General features: G+C 69.3%; 14 protein-coding genes. 6 read left to right on the top strand and 8 right to left on the bottom strand.

From position 1 onward, the window contains the following. Positions 1-113: 113 nt before the first annotated feature. Complete coding sequence (locus tag D457_RS32780) at positions 114-1,406, top strand: DUF418 domain-containing protein (protein WP_017582027.1); 1,293 nt, start codon at positions 114-116, stop codon at positions 1,404-1,406. Between the two features lie 145 nt (positions 1,407-1,551). On the opposite strand, the gene D457_RS37540 is transcribed toward D457_RS32780, so the two are convergent. Further along, entirely contained in the window at positions 1,552-4,092 is a 2,541-nt protein-coding gene (locus tag D457_RS37540; protein WP_083926791.1) for a serine/threonine protein kinase, read from the bottom strand. A gap of 885 nt (positions 4,093-4,977) precedes the next feature. Between D457_RS37540 and D457_RS32770 the strand changes: the two genes are divergently transcribed. Then, entirely contained in the window at positions 4,978-6,627 is a 1,650-nt protein-coding gene (locus D457_RS32770; RefSeq protein ID WP_017582026.1) for an MATE family efflux transporter, read from the top strand. A 56-nt stretch (positions 6,628-6,683) separates the two neighbouring features. On the opposite strand, the gene D457_RS34145 is transcribed toward D457_RS32770, so the two are convergent. Both D457_RS34145 and D457_RS0117775 read right to left on the bottom strand, forming a co-directional pair. Then, the gene (locus tag D457_RS34145) at positions 6,684-9,266 is read right to left on the bottom strand and encodes a serine/threonine-protein kinase (protein WP_051072958.1); all 2,583 of its coding nucleotides are present in this window, start codon (positions 9,264-9,266) and stop codon (positions 6,684-6,686) included. A gap of 1,799 nt (positions 9,267-11,065) precedes the next feature. Then, positions 11,066-11,344: an ArsR/SmtB family transcription factor gene (locus D457_RS0117775; protein WP_017582025.1), complete on the bottom strand. Its 279-nt coding sequence runs from the start codon at positions 11,342-11,344 to the stop codon at positions 11,066-11,068. Between the two features lie 244 nt (positions 11,345-11,588). Between D457_RS0117775 and D457_RS0117770 the strand changes: the two genes are divergently transcribed. Further along, positions 11,589-12,635 (top strand): LLM class flavin-dependent oxidoreductase, encoded by a 1,047-nt coding sequence (locus D457_RS0117770; protein WP_017582024.1) that lies wholly within the window; start codon positions 11,589-11,591, stop codon positions 12,633-12,635. 462 nt (positions 12,636-13,097) lie between these two features. Continuing rightward, complete coding sequence (locus tag D457_RS0117765; RefSeq protein WP_239646139.1) at positions 13,098-16,010, top strand: ABC transporter substrate-binding protein; 2,913 nt, start codon at positions 13,098-13,100, stop codon at positions 16,008-16,010. A gap of 139 nt (positions 16,011-16,149) precedes the next feature. Here D457_RS0117765 and D457_RS32760 read toward each other — a convergent pair whose 3' ends face one another. After that, a complete protein-coding gene (locus tag D457_RS32760) occupies positions 16,150-16,389 on the bottom strand; it encodes a GntR family transcriptional regulator (protein ID WP_026116759.1) in 240 nt (79 codons plus the stop codon). A gap of 155 nt (positions 16,390-16,544) precedes the next feature. Between D457_RS32760 and D457_RS0117755 the strand changes: the two genes are divergently transcribed. Together D457_RS0117755 and D457_RS0117750 are read left to right on the top strand one after the other, a co-directional pair. Then, positions 16,545-16,907 carry a hypothetical protein gene (locus D457_RS0117755; protein ID WP_026116758.1) on the top strand — a complete coding sequence of 121 codons (363 nt, stop codon included), beginning with the start codon at positions 16,545-16,547 and terminating at the stop codon, positions 16,905-16,907. Further along, positions 16,907-17,257 carry a hypothetical protein gene (locus D457_RS0117750; RefSeq protein ID WP_017582020.1) on the top strand — a complete coding sequence of 117 codons (351 nt, stop codon included), beginning with the start codon at positions 16,907-16,909 and terminating at the stop codon, positions 17,255-17,257. Before D457_RS0117755 ends, D457_RS0117750 begins: the two co-directional genes overlap by 1 nt. A gap of 59 nt (positions 17,258-17,316) precedes the next feature. On the opposite strand, the gene D457_RS0117745 is transcribed toward D457_RS0117750, so the two are convergent. The 4 genes from D457_RS0117745 to D457_RS0117730 form a co-directional block, all read right to left on the bottom strand. Further along, positions 17,317-17,811 carry a hypothetical protein gene (locus D457_RS0117745; protein WP_017582019.1) on the bottom strand — a complete coding sequence of 165 codons (495 nt, stop codon included), beginning with the start codon at positions 17,809-17,811 and terminating at the stop codon, positions 17,317-17,319. A 782-nt stretch (positions 17,812-18,593) separates the two neighbouring features. Beyond that, entirely contained in the window at positions 18,594-19,016 is a 423-nt protein-coding gene (locus tag D457_RS32755; protein ID WP_239646138.1) for a hypothetical protein, read from the bottom strand. 489 nt (positions 19,017-19,505) lie between these two features. Further along, positions 19,506-19,853, bottom strand: coding sequence for a hypothetical protein (locus D457_RS0117735; protein ID WP_017582017.1), 348 nt, complete (start codon positions 19,851-19,853; stop codon positions 19,506-19,508). Positions 19,854-19,880: 27 nt separating this feature from the next. Continuing rightward, positions 19,881-20,207, bottom strand: a complete 327-nt coding sequence (locus tag D457_RS0117730) for a hypothetical protein (RefSeq protein ID WP_152514268.1) — start codon at positions 20,205-20,207, stop codon at positions 19,881-19,883. Positions 20,208-20,217 lie beyond the last annotated feature (10 nt).

Here is a 20,217-nt window from a genome sequence, read left to right as displayed (position 1 = left end):
TCCACACCGCCCTATCGGCCCGGGACCCGCGGATCCGTAGCTTCGTTGGCATCCCCCAGAACAGCGCCCCTGCCCTCGGCCCGCCGTGTTCCACCGCTACCGGAGAGCTCCCCATGCGCAAGCAACGCCGTCCGCCCGAAACCGGCCCAGCAGCCGCGCTCCGCCCCTCCCCCGCGCTCCGCCCCGGGCGCTCGCTCGCCCCCGACCTCTCGCGCGGCTTCATGCTGCTGTTCATCGCGCTGGTCAACGCCCAGTTCTTCCTCACCCACTCCGACACCGTCCGCGGCCTCGCCGACCAGGTCCTGCTGCTGGTCCAGGGCACGCTGGTGAACGGGCGCGCGATCCCGCTGTTCTCGCTGCTCTTCGGCTACGGCACGGTCTGGATCATGCGCCGGGTCATCGACTCCGGCGGCGGTTGGGTGCACGCCCGGGTGGTGCTGCGCCGCCGCGGCTTCTGGATGCTGGTGATCGGCCTGCTGCACGGGGTTCTGCTGCTGCCGGTGGACATCATCGGCGCGTACGGGCTCGGGCTGCTGCTGTTCGTGGGTTTCCTGCGCGTCCGGGACTCCGTGATGCTGTGGTCGGCGGCCGCCTTCGCCCTCACCTCGGCGGCACTGACCACCGCGCTCAGCCTGGTCGACGCATCCAGCTCCGCTCCCGGCGCCGAAGAATCCGCCGCTGCCGTGCCCTCGCTGGTGGAGACCGGTTTCCTCGCGGCCAGTTCCGAACGGTTCACCGAGTGGACCCTGTACACCCCGGTGACCCTGCTTTTCGTGGTGATGCCACCGATGCTGCTGGGCATGTGGGCGGGCCGCCGCGGGATCCTGGAGCGCCCCCGCGAGCACCGGACCCTCCTGGTCCGCGTCGCGGTCATCGGCCTGGGCATCGCCGTGCTCGCCGGGCTTCCGGACGCGCTGGTCACCGCGCAGTTCCTGCCGGAGCCCGGGCAGGTCGCCCTGATGTCACTGTGGATCGTGCACGACCTCGCCGGTTGGGCGGGCGGGCCCGGCTGGGCCGCGCTGCTCGCGCTGCTGGCCATGCACCTGACCGAACGCGCTGCCCGGCGCGCCAGCGCCCCCGACACCGGCGGAGTCGGCATCAGTCCCGAGACCGCTCCCCTGGGGCCGGTCACGACCGCGATCGCCGCCGTGGGTGAGCGTTCGATGAGCTGCTACCTGGCGCAGGCGCTGGTGTTCACTCTGGTCTTCGCCCCGTACGGGCTGGGCTTGGGCGCCACCATGAGCGCTTCGGCCGCCGCTCTCGTGGCGGTGCTCACCTGGCTCCTGACGGTGGTCCTGGCCGACGTCTCCCGCCGCTTCGGCCTGCGCGGCCCGGCCGAGGCGGTGCTGCGCAAGCTCACCTACGCCCGTACTCGGCTGCGGTCCTCCCCGGACAGGAAGGGCTGACCGGCGGCTCCGCCCCGAACACACCTGTCGCCCTGAACAAACCTTTTACCCCGAACCCACCTACCGAGCGGCGGGTTGTCCACAGGTGGGAAGAGGCCTTCCGGAGCCCGGGCCCTCCCCACCTGAGGCCCGTTGTATCGGGGGCTCAGCCCTCGTCGGCTTCGGGCTGCCCAGGAACGCCCTCGTTCCCCTGTCCAGCGCCCTCGCCGCCCTGTCCCGCCGTGTCCCCGGCCCCGCCGGTTTCCCCGCCGGTGTCCCCGGCCTCACCGCCAGCCCCGGCATCGACCTCGATCTCGTCCGCCGGGCACTGCGTCATGTCGCTGTCGCCCGGCGCGGACCCCGTCGGCAGGGCGAAGAAGCCCGAGCCCAGCCGGTCTTCGTCCCGCCACTCCAGCGTGCCGTCCACGTCGTAGCAGTGCCCGCTCAGGTCCTCCGCCAGCGCCCCCGCGAGCGCGGAGGGCCGGTAGGCCACCCCCGCCCGTTCCGGGGCTCCGGGGACCAGCACGTTGACCTCGGCGGCCGGGTTCTCCGGGCTCAGCACCACGAGCGTGTTCATCGGCTGCCCCAACTCGCCGCCGCTCCCGCCCCTGATGACCTGCCGATCGAGCCCGCCGTGCTCGTCAGCGTCCAGCGGCACCACGGTCAGGAAGTCCTCCGCGTACACCCGGTGGGAGCCCACGTTCGGGTGGTAGGTCAGTTCCACCGTGAACTCGACCCCCGCGCCGGTGTCCCGCACGCCGGTCATGCACACGCTCATCACGGGGAAGGAGTCCAGGCCCGGGGGGTACAGCCCGTAGTCCGCGGTGTCATGGTCGAGCGGGGAGACGAACGGCCAGGCGTCGGGGTTGGTGTTCGGTTCTCCCTCGGGCCCCGGGGTCAGCAGTGAGGTGTACAGGTCGGGGTCGACCGCCTCGGGGTTGAAGGGCCGCCAGGGCGCGTGTGCCTCCTGCGCACTCGCGCGTTCGGTGTCGTCGCAGGCCATGGCTTCGGGGGCGAGGGGATCCCCGAGGTCGTCCGCCTCGTCCGTCCCGGCCGGTTCCTCGGTGGGTTCGTCCGCGACGACGGTGTCGGCGGGCGACTCGCTCAGGGTGTCGAACAGCAGGTAGCCGCCGCCGAGGGCCGCGGCCATGCCGAGCGCTCCCACGCCCAGCCAGATACCGAGCCTGCTCTTGCGCGCGGTGCCGTCGTCGTCCTCGTCGAGGTCGATTCCCTCGTTCTTCACGGACGACATGTCATGGCCACCGGTCTGCGAGGGACCGAACAGGTAGGTGGCGCCACCGTGCCCCGCCGTCCCAGCACTGCGCATCCCGGGCGCGGCCCCGCCCTGGCCTCCGGCGAAGTTTCTCGGGGTGTGCCCATACGCCTCAGCGGCCGCTTCCGGGCCCCACTCCTCCTCCGGGTCAGACCCCGCGGCGGACTCAGGCCCGCTTCCATGCCCGCCGGCCACGGAAGCGGCCCGGTCCGCATCCGCCGCATACGAGCCACTGCCCCTGGCAACCCCGGCCGCACGGGACTCAGCAGCCGCAGAGGGCCGACCGGATCCCCCAGGCCCAGCAGCGCCTCCGCGCTCACCGGAACCAGGCATCCCAGACGTCCCATGGACCCCGAGCGCACCGGCGGCGGTACCGGCTCCAGCAGTGCCAGTGGCCCCGGACGCGGCGCCGCCGTCGGCGCTGTCTCCCGTGCTGGCCTGCGGCCCTCCCTCGCTCAGCGCGCGTGCGGCGTCGGCCCATCGGATCGGGTCGTGCCAGCTCAGGTCCGGCTTGGGCCAGTGTTCGCCGATGAGGGCGCGGAGCTGGTCCGGCCAGGTTTCGGCGGTCGACTGCTCATCGATACCGAGCAGCAGCAGGCACTCCAGGTAGGCGTCCTCGGCGGAGGGGCGCTGGTCCGGGTCGGGGGAGAAAGCGCGCAGCAGCAGCGGGCGCAGCTCCTCCGGGAGCGCTCTCAGGTCGACGCGGGCCTCACGCGCACGGCGGGCCATCTCCCACAGGATCTGCCCCGGGATGCGTCCCGGCGTGTGTCCCGCCGGGGAGGTTCCGAACGGCGGTTCACCGGTAGCGGCGAACACCACCAGGCACGCCCAGCCGTGCACGTCGGAGGCCTGGGTCGCGGCCGAGCCGTCGTAGCTCTCGGGTGCCAGCCAGCCCAGGCTCTTGGAGCTCTGTACGGGCGCCGCGTCGTCGATCCGCCGGGTGACCCCGAAGTCCAGCACCCTGGGCCCCTCGGCGGAGGCCACCACGTTGCCGGGTCGTACGTCGCCGTGCACGGTGTCCGCCGCGTGCACGGTCGCCAGAGCCTCGGCCATTCCGGCGGCCAGCACCAGCAGCGCGTCCCCGCCGAGGCGACCGTGCGCCCGCACGTGCTGCCCCAGACCGAAGCCGGGGACATACTCGATCGCGGACCACGGTCTGCCCTCGTGGCTGCCGCTGTCCCGCGCACCCACCGCGCACACACCGTCGGCCGGACGCACAGGGGCGGACTCGTCGCTCGCGTCAGATCCGGGAGCCCACTCGGCGGCGGCGATCTTGAGGGCTATCGGCTCGTGGTCAGGGGAGACCGCGGCGAACAGGGTACTCATGCCATCGGCGCCAAGACGCCCGATCAGCCGGTAGCGGCCCACCTGGAGCGGGTCGCCGTCGGTCAGAGGGGTGACGTTCGGCGGCAGAGCAGGGAGGGTGAAGTCCATTGGGGGCAGCTTTCCACACATCAGGGACGGTTGTGGTGGGCTGTGCCGGGATAGCACATTCGATCCCGTGGTTCTGCGAATCTACCTAATTTGTGAGGCACGCGATGCCGTGATCCCCCTTTTCCCTGGGCTGGCGGGACCGATTCACGGAGGCCCCGGAGCGCGCCGCCAGTGGTCCGCGCGCACCTGCGCCGGGAGACGGAATCGCCTGTTCACCAAGGCTCCTCGCTTCCCGAGGCACACTCCCCGAACCCCGCTCGGGAACGATCACGGCGGACCCACACAACGAACACGCTCGGTGAGGACGTTATGGGAAGGAGAGGAAATCGGTGCATACCACTGTCAACCACTCGAACCGAGAGCGCCATGACCGCTCGCGGCGCCCCGAGCCCGCTCGGTGACCACCGTTCCGGCCGGGGAAAGACCAGAAGCCCTCCGGAGCGACCCGCGGGGAGAAGGGGAAGAGCCGAGGGGGCGCGGGGATCCTGGCTCCGACGGTGCCAACAACGGGGCCAGCGGGGCGAAACCGAAACGCATTCGTTCGCACCGCGATCCCAGAACCACAGGGGCATCTCCAGCCACCCTGCTCCCACCGAGCGCTTCAGCACATCTGGCAACTCTGACCGCATCCGGCCATCCGCTGCCCCGGCGGAACCCCCAGCCGCGACCGCTCCCGCTTCCCCACGTCCCGGCGTCGGCCCGTCCGGCCCCGCACCCATCACACGCTTTCGACTCTGACGAGCACGATACGGAACGGTCTTCAAAAAGAAGAGGAAACTTCGATACCACCATAAATCAAACATCAAAGCAAATTACGAAGAAATACTTCACATTCACCCTGATAGCTTTCTCGGCAAGCCCCTGACTTCCACCCACGAGAAGACCATGGCTGACAACAGAACCCCGAACGCAACCGATGCCACCGCCGTTCCCGCAAAGGGTGGCGACACGGCCCCACCGACGGAGCACGCCGGGGAGGACGGCTCCGAACTCCCAGGCGAAGCGGCCCCCGGCCCCGAGCTGTCCGACGACGCGCCTCCCGGCAACTCAGCCGCGCAGGCCTCGGAGCCACCTACCGAGAGCACTTCAAGCGCCTCCGCGAGCACCTCCGCGAGCGCCCCCACAAACACAGCCGCGGCCGCCCCCGCTCCGCCTTCGGACCACCCCGACGAGGAGCCGCGCCCCGCCTTCCCGCGCCTGATGGGAAGCATCGGGGGAAAGGCCTTCCCGCTGTATCTGTCCATGGTCGCCACCGTCTTCGGGACCATGGTCACTGCGGGCGTCCTGGGCCACACCGGCACCGCCGTGCTCGCCGCCTACGCGATGACCATCGCCCTGTACAACCCCGTTTCCATGGTGATCCAGGGGGCACTGCGCGGCTCGATGCCCTTTGTGGCGCAGAACGCCGAGGACCCGGAGGTGCTCGCCCCCACTGTCCGCAACTCCCTCTGGCTGGCTCTGTGCACGGGCCTCCTCGGCGGCGCCCTGGTGGCGGCGGTGCCCCTGGTCGCCCGGCTGATCGGAGCCCCCGCGGAGACCGTGGCGGCCTTCGGTCTCTTCCCCTACCTGATGGCGTTCGCGCTCCTGGCCAACGCCTTCCAGGCCTGCGCGACCACCCTGCTCATCGGCCTGGGTCGCTCCAAGCAGGCGATGACGGTGGGGCTGGTCGGCACCGCGCTGTCGGTGGTGCTGGTCCCCACCCTGGTCGTCGCGCTCGGCCTGGACATCACCGGCGCCGGGCTGGCCATGCTCCTCACCGCCCTCGTGGTCATGACCGTGGCCCACGCGCTCCTGCGCCGCGGCACCGTCTTGAACGGCCAGAACCTCGGCCTGGGCTCCCCGGACTGGCCCGGGGTCTGGCACATCGCCCGGGTCGGCCTGCCCATGGGCTCGACGATGCTCATCAAGTTCGGGGTACTGGGGCTGCTCGCGATGGCGGTGGCTCGGGTCGGCGCCGCCGAGGCCGCCGCCCACCAGGTCATGGTGACCCTGGTGACCTTCGTGTTCCTGCCCGCGACCGCCGTCGGGCAGGCCGCCGTCCCGTTCATGGCCCGCGCCGCCCAGGCGGCCCACACCAGCCAGACCACGCAGGCCGCACGGGACCAGGGGGACGGTTCCTCCGGGAGCGGGTTCGGTGAGGTCCGGCGGGCGATGACCGCCGGACTGGCCGTGGCCCTGCCGGTGATCGCGCTGAGCATGCTGCTGATCTGGGTCGCCGCCGGTCCGATCATCGGGGTGTTCACCCCCGACCCGAACGTGTCCTCGCTGGTCACGGCGCTGATTCCGGTGGTGTTCGTAGTTGTCCTCGCCGACGGCATGCAGGCCATGCCGGGCATGGGCCTGCTCGCCCTCAAGCGCACCACCCCGACCCTGTACACGTTCGCGGTGTGCTTCGGCCTGTTGGCCCTGGCCGCTTTCCCGGTGGCCGCGGCGGGCGGTCTGGCCTGGCTCTGGTGGGCCTACGCCCTGGCCAACCTCGGCCTGGTCGTCGGTCAGGGCAGCGGGTTTCTCCGTCTGACCCGCAGCCGAAGCTGACCCGAAGCCGGAACGGACCCCGGCTGGGGCGGGTGCACCGCCCGCCCCAGCCTCTCCTAGCTCCCCGGATTCCGTTCCTGGCCGAAGGACACACCCCGTTCGAAGGTCCACTCCGCGGTGCTCTCCCCGGCCGTCCCCTCCCTGCTCTCCCCGGTGTTCCTCTCCGTGATCCCACCGGAGCTCTTCGCCGGGCTCTCCTGCGAGGCCCCTCCGGTGCCCTCCTCCAAACCGAGCGGTTCGGCGGCACGCGGTTTCGGCGCACTCCGCGCGGCGAGCCGCTCGTCCGCGGACATCCCCATCCGGTCCCGGACCGTCCCGGCCCGGTCCAACGGCTGAGCCTCCACGCTTTCCCGCAACCGGATCCGGTCCGACGGGCTCAGATCGGGATCGTCCTCACCGAAGTACTCCGGAGCACCTCCCACGCCCGAACGCACCCCCGGCTCGGCGGGGTCAGAGGCCGTGAGGGGAGAAGACGGGAACGGTTCCTGGGACGCGGGCGCGGTGGCCGAAGCCCCCGGATGCTCCTGCCCGGACTCGGATACCGCGTCCACCGCATCGCCGGACCGCGTCGCGGCGCCCCTGCCCTTGTCCCAGCCCGGCCCGGCTGGCGGTCGCCCACCCTTCTCCGTCCGCTCGGGCAGGTCCGCCGACTTCTCCCTCAACCTCCTGAGCGCGCGCTCGTGGTCGTGGGCCATCACCAGACCGATCCCGCCGAACAACAGTCCGACCACACCCGCCACCACGGCCAGGAACGTCAGACTGTTCCACACCGCCCCGACCACCACGGCCAGGGCCACCAGAGTCGTGCCCAGCCCGTAGAAGAAACGCACCAGCAGCTTGGGGTCCCTGCGCTCCAATCGGGCCAGTTCGTCCCGCGGGTCCTGCGGAGCAGGGTCCGGACCCGAAGCGCTCTCCTCCTGTCTGATCCGCTCGGCCAGTTCACGAAAGTCGTCCCGGTGCGCGCGGAAGACGACGGCTTCCGGCCAGGGGTCGTCGGAGTTGCCCACGGCGCGGTACACCTGGTCGCGTTCGGAGCACTGCGCAATCCCCTCGACCGCCCAGGCTGCCAGTTCCCACCGGTCACACTGGCTTCGGGGGTCCGTGGCCAGAACGTGGACCAGGTCGCCCCGCTGGTCCGGTGGGATCGGGGTGGGGGTGAGCCCGAACCCCTTGCCGAGCTGCTCCAGCCACGCCTCGCAGTTGCGCAGCGAGGCGAACATGGCCCTGGTCTGCCGGGCGACCCGGGCATAGGGTTCGCAGCCGCCCGTGGCCGCGCACTCGTGGTCGCTCGCCACACAGTGGTGCCGGCTGAAGGGCTCGAGGAGGTTGCCCTGTTCCACCAGCCGGAGGAGGCGCCGGTACTCCTCGCCCCGGTAGGGCCAGCTCCGCCCGCCCCGAGTGGCGAAGAGCGCGCCCCAGGACATGTCGAGCTTGTCGAAGATCGGCGGGAGGGCGGGGTCGAGGTCAGCGATGAGGTTGGCGGCCTGGATGTCGGCGCCGCCCCAGTCCTCCGGCAGCTGGCCGATGGTCCGACGGGCCTGGTCGTGCGATTCCGGCAGCCAGCGCAGCAGGTCCTGCCGGAGCGGGGCGTTGCGCAGGAGGGCCAGCGCGGTGTTCCAGTCGCGCTGGATGTCCAGCGCGAGCGCGGCGGCGCTGGAGTAGGACTCCCCGCCGATCTCGAAGAGCTCGTCCCGGTCCGGTGGTGCCTGGGTCAGGCGGGGGATCGCGGTGATGTCGATGGTGCCGCTGCCCTGGCCGATCTGGTTTCCCAGGGCCAGGATGTCGAGGTCGGCCCGGCCGGTGTAGCCCGGCAGCCGGTCCTGGGGGTGTCCCCCGCCCGGTTCCGCCACCCCGAGGAGGGTGGCGAGGAGCCGCTGGGAGGTGGGGCGCAGCTGGGGGTCCTTGTACAGGCACCAGCGCACGATCGACGCGAGGCTGTCGGGCAGTCCGGTGAGGTCGGGTTTCTCGAACAGCACCTTGCGCAGGGTCACGGCGAGGTTCTCTCCGGTGAAGATGTCCTTGCCGGTCCCGGCGAAGGCGATCACCGACCCCCAGGCGAACACGTCGATGGCGGGGGTGACCCTGCTGCCGAGGAACTGCTCGGGCGCCATGTAGCGGGGGGTGCCCAGGAGGGCGCTGGCCGAGACGGGGCTGTTCTCCAGGGCTCGGGCGATCCCGAAGTCGATCACCCGGATCCCGTCCGGCGCGACCATGATGTTGGAGGGCGTGAAGTCGCGGTGGACCACGTCCGAGGCGTGGATGGCGGTGAGCGCGGTGGCCGTGGCGACCGCGATCCGGTAGAGGTCGCCCTCGTGCAGGGGGCCGCCGTCCTCCTTGCCCGAGTGCACGAACTGCCGGAGCGTGGGGCCCTCCACGTACTCGCTGGCGACCCAGGGCGGGTCGCCGTCCGGGGCCGCGGCCAGGACCCGCGCGATACAGAAGTCCACGACCCGCATGCTGTGCTCGACCTCGGCTCGGAACCGCGCGCGGAACTGGGGGTTGTCGGCGTAGTGGTGGTGCAGCACCTTGACCGCGGCGAGCTGCCCGTCCTTGCCGCGCCCGAGGTAGACCGTGCCGAACCCGCCTCTGCCGAGGACCTCCAGGAGTTCGTATCCGCCGAGTTCGTCGCCGATGTTCACAGGGGGTCTCTCCTAGCTGGGGTGAGCGCAGAGTTCGGAGTCAGCACTGGGTTTGGAGCGAGCACTGGGTGTTGTCGTGGGCAGGGCGTCTTCTCTGTGATGTGACGCACTCCAGGCGCGTTTGGTGCTGCAGTGTGTGCGGGGCGTTCGGGCATGCGGGGCCACCCCGGCCGCCCGGCCGCGCGACCCGGACCCCACCTGCGCTTCTCGGACAGTGGGACTGCTCCGACGATGCCCCGGAGAGCGGCCCTCATGCGCATGTCGCATAGAACCGCCGCGGCGGACCCGGAGAGCTCGACGCCGACCCCACGGTTGTGCCAACGGTGGTTGTCAGCCGCTTCCGGTGTTCGCGCCGACTGCTATCTCCGGAGACCGTGGCCCCATGAGTGCACCAGCACCCAAAACCGCAGATCTCGCTTTTACCTCCCGCACACCCCGGATAATCCCGAATCAGCTTCTATTGCATTCTTTCGGACGGAAATTGAAAAGGCATTCCTGTTGCTCCAAGATCATCCGGGAGCGGCGATCGGATGCGAGGGCGCGGCTCCGCCGTCGGCCTTCCGGGCGGCACCCACCCGTGCAGCGGGGAACCAGACACCCGTCCCACCCCATGAGACAACCGCCGATGTGTCGCTTCGAGGCGGTGAGATCAACGGAAACAGCCGGGAACGACCCCGCTTCGGAGCCCCAGGAGATCCCGGGCACCCACCGAACCGTCCGGCACCCCAGGGACAGCACAGGCAGGACCGCAACCCTGCCCGGCAACGGCTGTCCGGCCACCACTTCATCCGCTGACCCAGCGCCTGAACAGCCGCACAGACCGACTCCACCACCAAAATCCAGCCCGGGAGGCACCTCACTCCCGTCAGGCGATCCCTTATGGCACCAAACCACCAACAAAAGTCGGATCGGTTCGTACCCATCGACCAATACGGACAGCCCTCTGACTCAGTACGAGCGCGACCACCGACCGTGCCGTCCCATCAAGTTGGGGAATTGCTGCGGAAAGGCTGCGGAGCACCGTCCTCCTCGGGCATACTCAGAGCATCGGCCACCCGGCCAGCGCAGGCTTTGCACCTCGAGCCCGCGCCGACCGCGGTGTCCACATGATGCATTACGTCGTTCCGTACATTCGCCCGTTTTCAGGGACCGTCGGATGGTTCGCGTTCACCGTTCGTCGGGCCTAAGAGACCGGGACAGAATGGTTTGGAGAGGCGATAGAGTGCATCTGCGGGGTCCCGCTTTCCCACGTTCGTCACACGAGGGAGGCGCGGGTTAAACGGGGAGATGCTTTGTGGAAGTTAAAAGTCTAGGGGGACTTCCACGAAGGCGGATCCCACCCACGCGAGTGGCACTGGATTCGGGGGAATTCACGTTCGTCGAGCACGTGGATGTGTCACTCGTCGACAAGGGGTCTCCGGCTCCTCTGCTGCCTTCCTGCCGCAAGGCCCAAGGAAGGGAAAAGGGGAACAGAGGATTCGGAGGCTCCGGTCTCACAGGGGGGTGGACGCCCCTCGCCCCTGACACAAGGGGGAAATTCAGGGCTGAGGGACGTCCTCTGCCGCGGCCCCGGTCCGGGTCGGCTCGTTCGGAGCCGCCCTTGGCCGGGGCCGCGGCCTGTCTTCCGTGATTCGCATAGCCCCGTGGCCGAGTTCGGGGCTCCGCGACCGAGGGCGACGCCCGGGGCGGTGGCCCGGCCCGGGACGAAAACCCTTACCGGGCACGGGAACTCGACAAGGCCGACCTTCGTTGCGCTTGACGTGAGTGAAGATATGACGCGTCTGTGCCCCGGGGGACGCCTAGTGCCCGTCCCGGCAGCTCAGGACCGTCTCCAGCAGCCCGGGGAACCGTCCCTCGAGCTCCTGGTCGCGCAGCGAGACGAAGCAGCGGGTGCCCTCGGTCCGGTTCTGCACCAGACCGGCGTTGCGCAGAATCTTCAGATGATGGCTCAGGGTCGACTGCGCGATCGGCAGTTCGATGTCCTTCCACGCCCGCTCACCCTCGAACTCCGCGAGCATGCACACGATCCGCAGCCGCGTGGGTTCGGCCAGCGCGGACAGGACCGTGACCAGATCCACTTCAGACAGGGCCGGATGCTCGTGCCCCTTCGCCGTCCCCTTGGGAGCCACGACCCCACCTCCATTTCCGCTGCCCCGCAGCCGTTTCGAGCGTCCGGCCGAGGGCCGGAGCGCCCCACCGAGCCCCTTCCGTCGACCAGGCCGACGGGCGCACGGGATTTGGTGTGCGTTCAGCGGCGAGTGTACCGTCAATGTTCGATGTTCGTCGATCATCGAATAAGCCAGGCCAGTGGGGGTAACTGAGATGACGGAAGCAGCTGGAACAGCCGAGACCACGAACCCGAAGCTCGCGCTGTCCGTCCTGGACCACGCCAGCATCGTCGAGGGCTCCACCCCCGGCGAGGCCCTCCGTGACGCCCGCGAACTCGCGCAGAACCTGGAGCGCTGGGGCTACACCCGCTTCTGGTTGTCCGAGCACCACAACATGCGGGCGATCGCCAGCGCCGCCACCTCGGTCTCGCTCGGCTTCATCGCCGAGGGGACGTCCACCATCCGGGTGGGTTCGGGCGGCATCATGCTCCCGAACCACTCCCCCCTGGTGATCGCCGAGCAGTTCGGCACCCTGGAATCCCTCTACCCGGGGCGAATCGACCTCGGTCTGGGCCGCGCGCCCGGCACCGACCCGCGCACGATGCGCGCGATGCGCCGGGACAACTCCGCCTCCTCGACCTTCCCGCAGGACGTCCAGGAGCTCCGGTCCCTCTTCGAGCCCGCCAGCCCCGGCCAGCCGGTCCGCGCCGTACCCGGCGAGGGCCTGCGGGTGCCGCTGTGGATCCTGGGCTCCAGCCTGTTCGGTGCCCAGCTCGCCGCGCACCTGGGCCTGCCGTACGCCTTCGCGTCGCACTTCGCGCCCAGCGCGCTCTACGACGCCCTGGCCGCCTACCGGGAGGACTTCACCCCCTCGGAGCAGGCCCCGAAGCCCTACGCGATGGCCGGGATCAACGTGGTGATGGCGGACACCGACGCCGAGGCGAAGAACCTGTTCACCTCGCAGCAGCAGGCCTTCCTGGGCATCATGCGCAACGCCCGCGGCCTGCTCGCACCGCCGGTGGAGAGCTCGGCGATGGACACCATGTGGCGCCCCGGGGAGAAGCAGCAGACCGAAGCGATGCTGCGCTACTCCTTCGTGGGCTCCCCCGAGACCGTGAAGCCGAAGATCGAGCAGTTCGTCGCCGACACCGGCGCGGACGAGCTGATGATCTCCTCGATGATCTACGACAAGAAGGCCCGCTTCCGCTCCTATGAGCTGCTGGCCGACCTCTTCGACCTGGAGGCGCCCGCCGGGAGCTGACCGTAGGTCGAGACAGAGCCCTGACCGGGGGTATTGGTCAAGGGTGCGGGACCGGGCCAGGCAGGGCCCGGAACCGTTTCCCCCGGTCACCGGGGTGCGGGGCGGGGTCGCCACAGACCCCGCCCCGCACTTGTGCCCGGACTCCGGGTTCGGTCCCTCGCCCCGGCCATGCGGAAGGCGTATGAGGCCTGCCTGACCTGACGGGGCTGCCGTTTCCGCTGTGCCCGCACCTTCGATCGGGTGCACGGCTCGGGTGCACACGGACAGGCACGCGTGGGTCCGCGCTCGGGCCCCAGTCACGTTTGGCGGCCCCGAACCGGCGGGATCTACCGCACCTGGTTCGTTACGCACAGAAACCGTCGGCTAGCCTTGGCGCGACCGTCGGCGCCGCTGCCCCCGCGCTGCCCATGTTCCCGGTCTGGAAGGCAGGCTGTGCCCCTCCCCTCCCCCGACACACCCCCGATGACCCCGCTGGAGTCCTCCGACCCGCGCGCGATCCCCCCGTTCGACATCCGGGGAAGGCTGGGCGCGGGCGGTATGGGCGTCGTCTACGCCGCGCTGTCACCCGAGAAGCAGTGGGTCGCCGTCAAGGTGATCCGTCCCGAGTTCGCCGGTGACGAGGACTTCCGGCAGCGGTTCACCCGCGAGGTCCAGCTGATGAGCCGGATCCGGGCGCGCTGCATCTCGTCGGTGCTCGCCTACGAAACCGCCGCCGAGCAGCCCTGGTTCGCGACGGCGTTCCTGCCCGGCCCCACCCTCGGCCAGCGGGTGCGGCGACAGGGAGTGCTGCCCGAAGCCAAGGCGCGGGTCCTCGCGGTGGGCATGGCGGAGGCGATCGCGGCCATCCACGCGTCCGGGGTCGTGCACCGGGACCTGAAACCGTCGAACGTGATCCTGGCCCCGGACGGGCCGAAGGTGCTCGACTTCGGGATCGCCCGCGCCCTGGACGGCACGCAGCTGACCCGGACCGGCGGGCTGATGGGTTCTCCCGGGTGGATGAGCCCGGAGCGGTTCAGCGGCGGGGCGGGGCCCGAGGCCGACGTGTTCTCGTGGGGCGCGCTCGTGGCCTACGCGGTGACCGGACGTCCGCCGTTCGGCACCGGCTCGGCCGAGGAGCTGATGTTCCGGCTGCTGAGCGGTGAACCGGACCTGAGCGGGGTTCCGGAGAGCCTGCGCGAAGTCGTCACCCGTGCCCTGGCCAAGGATCCGGCGGATCGGCCGACCGCAGCGGAACTGGTCCGGGCTCTGGCGGCTGGGGGCGGTGAGGGCCCCGTTCCGAATTCCCCGGACGAGATGGCCACGATGGTCGGCGCACTCATCGACCAGGACTGGTCCGGGACGTCCCCTTCTGTCACCCAGGGTGCCCCTGTCGCCCAGCCTGCCCCGGCTACCCCCGCTCCGGGCGCTCCAGGCACTCCAGGGACCGGAAGCGTTCCAGGCGCTTCGATGACCGGCCCCGCACCAGGCGCTCCGGCGACCGGATCCTCGCCCGACCGTTCGCACGTCTCCGTCCCGCCTGGCCCCCACACTCCAACAGGCCCCCACCCTCCAACAGGTCCCCGCGCCCCTTCGGGTCCGCGCACGCCCGCGCGCCTGCACACCCCACCGGATGTCCAAGCACCCCCGGCGCCTTCCCCGGGCGCTCCCAGGGCGAAGGGCTCCCGCATGCTGGTGGGGCTTGCGGCCACCGTCTCCGCCCTGCTCATGATCGGCGGGGTGACCGGTTGGCTGCTGCTACGCGAGGGCCCCGACCCCACCGGTGATACGAGCAGCGGCGAGCAGGCCGCCGGGGGCGAGGGCCCGGGACTCCCAGCGGAGGCGGCCGAGGACCAGTCCGACCCGTTCGTCTTCGCGACCGCCGAGCGGATCTCCAGCCCTGACCCGTTCCTGGCCAGCGACGAATCCACCTTCCGCTTCAGTCGGCAGGTGTTCGAGACCCTGCTGCGCCACGATCCCGCCGACGGTCAGATCGTCGGCGGCCTGGCCGAGAGCTGGGAGCACTCCGACGACGGCACCGAGTGGACCTTCCACCTCCGTGAGGGCGTGCGGTTCCACGACGGCGATGAGCTGGACGCCGCGACTGTCTGCGCCAACTTCGACCGCTGGCACAACACCACCGGCGTCTACCAGCAGTCCGAATACACCCGCTACTGGCAGGCGGTGTTCGGCGGTTTCGCCGAGCAGTGGGGGAACTATGGCCAGGAAGAACCCAACTACCGTTCCTGCCGGGTCGTTGACGGCCTGACCGCGACCATCACCGTCAACGAGTACACCCCGGCACTGCCCGGCGGCTTCACCTATGCGTCCTTCGGCATCATGAGCGCCTCCGCCGTGGCGGAGTTCGCGGACGATCCATTCGTGGGTCCCCTCGGCGACTACTCGAACCCGGGGGCCCTGGCCGGGACCGGGCCGTTCCGGATCAGCGAGTGGGACCGCTGGGAGGCAGTGGTCACCCTGGAACGGTTCGACGAGCACAGGGACGGCTCCGCGGGGATCGACACCGTGATCATGAGCGCCGTCACCAACGATGCCGCCCGCCGTCAGGCTCTGGAGTCCGGGGAGATCCACGGCTACGAGCGCGCGCTCCCCGGGGACATCGCCCAGCTCGAACGGGCCGGGTTCCAGATGACTTCCCGTGACCCGCACCTACTCTTCTACCTGGGTTTCCAGCCGGAGGCACACGAGGCCCTGAAGGTTGCGGAGGTCCGCGAGGCCCTGGCTCGTGCCGTCGACCGACAGAGCATCGTCAACACGGTGATGACCGGGGACAGCGAGGTCGCCGCCCAGCTCGTGCCCGAAGCCGTCAACGGATGGTCTCCGGACTCACGGACCATCGAACACTCACCGGAAGCGGCCGAGGAACTACTCGCGGACGCGGGCCACGGGGATCTGACACTCGACCTGTGCTACCCGAACGACATCTCTCAAGTCTTCCTGCCCGACCCCGAGGCGACCCAGAACCTGATCGCCCAGGACCTGGAGGCCGTCGGAGTGACGGTAGAGCCGGTCACCCTGTCGCGGAATGACTTCTCCGACAGCGTCCGGTCCGGAGACTGCGCGCTGTACCTGCACACCGCGTGGGGCAACCAGAACGACACCCTCAACTTCCTGAACTCCTACTACTTCACCCTCAACCAGTTCTCCGAGGCCGGGGCCGACGACCTCGCCGAGGCCTTCGACGAGGCCCGTAGCCTCCCCGACCAGGAGCAGCGCCGCGCCGCCTACGAGGAGCTGAACGAGCAGCTGATGGAGTTCCTACCGGCGCTGCCGATCGCCGCTTTCTCTGAGACCACTGTCTACTCGAAGGAGATCGAACCACCGCAGACGGGCCCGCTGCCCGGGCACGAGAACTTCGCCGAGATCTTCTGGAAGTAACCGGGCGGCAGGTAGCCGGGGTGAAGGGGCGGCCGCTCGAGTCAGGCGCCCTCCCCCGGCGCGACGAGCGTCCCCCGCTGCGGCAGGGTCACCACCCACCCCTCCTCACGGAGCAGGGCGATAGCGCGGGGCGGTGCGGTCAGCCCGCATCAGCCTGCCGCTTCACGTACGAGCCCATGCCTGGGAAGGTCTCGATCAACCCTCGGCTGCGTAGCCCGACCAGGGACTTCTGAGCGGTCGCAGAGGCTACCTGGTACTCCTGCATGATGCTGAGGACGGAGGGAACCCGGTCCCCGGGCGAGTACTCGCCCTTCTGGATGCGTCTTTCCAGGTCATCCGTGATCTGAACCCAGCGCGAGAGTCCCTCTTTCCACTCCATGTCCGGCACGCTAGGGAGCCCATGCATTCTGGGCAATCCAAGAATGTCTAGCATGCTATATCTGAACTGCACTATCATCGATTATTGAACATGCAAGTGGCCCGGCGGTGCTACCAACACCCCGGGCCCGGCCAACCTGGTGAAAGCAGGTAGACATGCTTACCCTAATGGGCTTCTTTGCCGTGCTCGCACGGCTTCTCCGGCCGACACGCGGTGCCCACACCACCCCGTTCGGCTACCTCTGGGAGCTGGGCGCCGAAGCCCGGCGCAACCGGTCCCGGCGGGTGCGACGCTACGTGGAGGAGCTTGTGCCCTCCGAGCACCTCGAAGCCACTCCCCCGGCACCGACACCCTCGACGCCTGAGCCCCGAATCCCCGCGGCTCCCGCCCCCTCGATCCCGGCACCTCGGCCGCCTGCCGAGGACACGCTCAACGACGAGTACCCGCAAGTCGCGATCGTGCGCGGCCCCTACCGGGCCTGGGAAGCCCGGCAGTCCGCTCTGGTGGGGGTGGCCTAGTGAACGAGCACACCGAAGCGCTCGCCGCGCGACTCACCCAACTCCTCAACGACCCCGAAACCTGCGCTGACGCGGTCATCCGGCTGATCTCCGCCAAGGCGGTCTTCGGCTACCTCGACGACGCCCTGCGCTCCGGTGACGACCTGCCCCACCGCTGGAGCGCCCGCAACGGCCACCTCTGCGAGTTCCACGAGATCACCGACCACTACGACGCGCTCTCCGAGGCCCTGCGGGAAACCGGTGAACACTTCACCTGCTGGCGCGCGATCGCCAAGGCCCGGGACCGGTGGGCTCTGCTGAAGGCCGCCATGGTCTCCGGCTCCCCGCTACCCGAACCCTGGAAGCGCTGAACCCCGGCTCAGCATCAACCCCGCGGCCCCGCAGGGAACCGTTCCCGGCGGGGCCGCGGTCAGTGGCCCTCTGTCCGCCCTTCCTGTTCCCGGGTGGCGATGCGGTCCAGCTCTCTACGGGCCGGGCCGCTCAGGGGGATACGGCGCCACCACCAGTTCTTGGTGACCCTGCCCTCCACCTCGGGTTCGGCGAGGGCCAGGCGCTCGGTACCGTCCTCCTCCGTCAGGGAGCGGAACCGCGCGTCGGCGTCGGCCAGGGCCGCGTCCACACCCGCGGTCCGTTCCGTGCCCAGGGTGGTGATCCCCCGGTCGACGAAATCACGCAGCACCAGCGCGGTCACGAGGTCGTGGACCCCGCAGGCCGAGGGGTCGGAATCCGCTAGTTCGAGATCCTCCCGGAGTCGGCGGACGTGCGTGTGCCAGGCGCCGAGCAGGCCCAGCAGGCCGAACTCGTGACCGGTGGGGATCCGGACCGGGAACTGTTCGAGCCGGTCTAGTTCCCCGGGGGCGAAGTAGCGGAGAAACCACTCGCCCGCCTCTGGTTCCGCGGCCATGGGAATCCTCCTCGGTTGGGTCGGGACAGGGGGTCGGTCGGGTCGGCGAGTACCAACCGCGGTCTCGGGTGATCTGAACGCCTTGATCACCAGGGCGCGGCCGGTGATCCGCGCCTGCTCAGCGATGTGCGCGGTGGGGCGCTGGTTTCCGCCTCATCTCCCACCCCCTGTCTCTTACGCAGGTCACCCGCTCCCCCGGTTCACAGTTCGGGTGTACTCCCCTGGAGGAACCGTCCGGATCATCGGGCCTACGGCCCTCCCGTTCGCAGATTATGCGGCCGATGCATCTTTTCCTATGCGTCATCCGCATCCGAGACATCGATGCGAATTTCTGACACCGGTGCCTCTCCAGCCGGAGCTGACCGGAACCGGATCGCGAGCCCGTTTTCATCGACAGAAAGGACTTCGCCGGAGCATTCGGACCCGATCCGGGCAGCGCGGGCGTGTCGAGGTTCCGAATCAACGACCTGATCGCCCGCCAGCCGAGGATGAGACCTTATCTCTTTCCCGAAAACAGCCCCGGCCCAGTAGCTGTGGGTGTACAAATGACTTCGGAGGGGGATGCACGGCCTCGGACGCTTGGGAGGGGGTCCGATGTTCGTGCCTCAAACGCCCTTTTGAAGGAACTCGACTCACCTCGCCGAGGGGCTTAGGGGGAGTTTCCCGGCGCTCCGGTCGAGACGCTTCGAGGGCCTTGTGGTGCGGCCGACCGCAACCTTGACACCAGGTTGGCCGCGCCACCTCCACCACCCCACGGCGACAGGCACTCAGCCGCTCGCACGTCACCCCTCGGGCGTCTTGTCGATCACTGCCCAGGACAGCGAGTCCCCAGAGGTCAGTTCCCACCGAAAACACGGAAACTCCAAAAGCACACCGTTGATCTCACCAACGCGGTTCCGCGTCGGCACGACCGACAGAATCTCACCGGCCCCCTCGCCTACCGGGCCCGGCATCGCGACGAATTCCCAGGACTCCTCCGGCCACGCCCAGGCAGGCAACCCCGGCCAGTCCCCCTGCGTCACCTCCAGGGTCCAGTCTGTCCTGTTCCACAGCAGGAACGACCCGCCTTCCGCTATGACCAACTCGACACCCTCAGCTGACCCGTCCATGGGTGACGGATCTTCGCGAAACACGACCGCGAAGGCGGATTCGACTACCTGACCAGGGGATAGCCCACAATCATCGTTGAACATCGCACTCTGCACGGAGCGAATCCCTTCTGCTGAACCTCCACAACCGCATCGCCGGAGGAGCCCCGATCTCTGCCTTCACCCGCATTGGCCTGGATAGGCCACGGATATAGCCCTGCCCCCGCAGCTCACCCCAGGATGCAGGCTGCGTCTCAGTGTGCCCCCAACTCACTCCTGCCCCAGCCCCGTGCCCCGTGCCCCGTGCCCCGACTCACCCTGCCCCGTTCCTCCAGTGCCCCGGCTCCCCTTGGGGTGCGCAGAATGGACCTACGGCGATTCAATGACCGCTCCGGAGATCAGGGCGCAGGTCTCGTCGAGTACGGGGCTGTGCTCGTTCTGGTGGTGGTGCTGGTAGCCGCCCTTTTGGCCAGCGGAGTCACCAACCGCATAGGCGGGGGGATCGGTGATGCCGTCGCTTCGGTCTTCAACGGGGAGCCCGCGAACCCGGGTGCACCCGCAGAAGGTAGCGGTGGAGACACCGGAGCAGGGGCAGCGGAGAACGACTCAGCCGCGTTCACAGGGCTCATCCGAGCCCTCCAACTGGTCGGCGCGCCGTTCCAGCGCCTCGGCGTGTTCGTCCCAGTCCGGACCGACCAACAACAGCGCCACGGACGCTTCACGCAGCAGCACGGGATCATCGGGGCGCTGTAGACAAGCCAGACGGAAAGCGAGATTCATCGCCCACGCAGGCATTACCAGCCAGTCGTGCCTGAACTCGTAGTCGAGCACCGCCAGAATCTCGTCAGCGGTCGCGTAGGTGATGACCTCGATGAATTCCCTGTCGGCTACCAAACGACTTCGGGAACCCCTGGACCGCTTGAGGTTCTCAGTCGCTTGGAAGAGGTCCGGCATGTGCGCTCCCCCAAGATTTAAGGCAATCTAAGCATCCAGCATGTCATACTCCATCATCGCCAGAAGAAATCCCTGAGCCAGCCTTCTGGCGTGCTCCCTGAAGAACCCCACTCTGTTCCAGAACTCCTCTTCGGAGGTCATCCAGCTGGAGCACGAAAGCAGCGTGGCGTACATAGCATGCATGTCTCTGACGGAAACACGAACATCACCCGCCTTCCCGTATTCAGGCAGATCGGAGCGGATCCTCACCAGCTCAGCCAGTGGAACCCCGGAGAAGACCACACAGACATCGTCGGGGTTTCCTCTCTTGGGATTTTCTGACTTGTAGATGACAAAATCAAGGGAATTTGCCACCAAGTCCGAC

It is taken from the genome of Nocardiopsis valliformis DSM 45023, assembly GCF_000340985.1.
Classification (GTDB): domain Bacteria; phylum Actinomycetota; class Actinomycetes; order Streptosporangiales; family Streptosporangiaceae; genus Nocardiopsis; species Nocardiopsis exhalans.
Note: the sequence above shows the minus strand (reverse complement) of the source record. Positions and strands in the feature narration are given on the sequence as shown.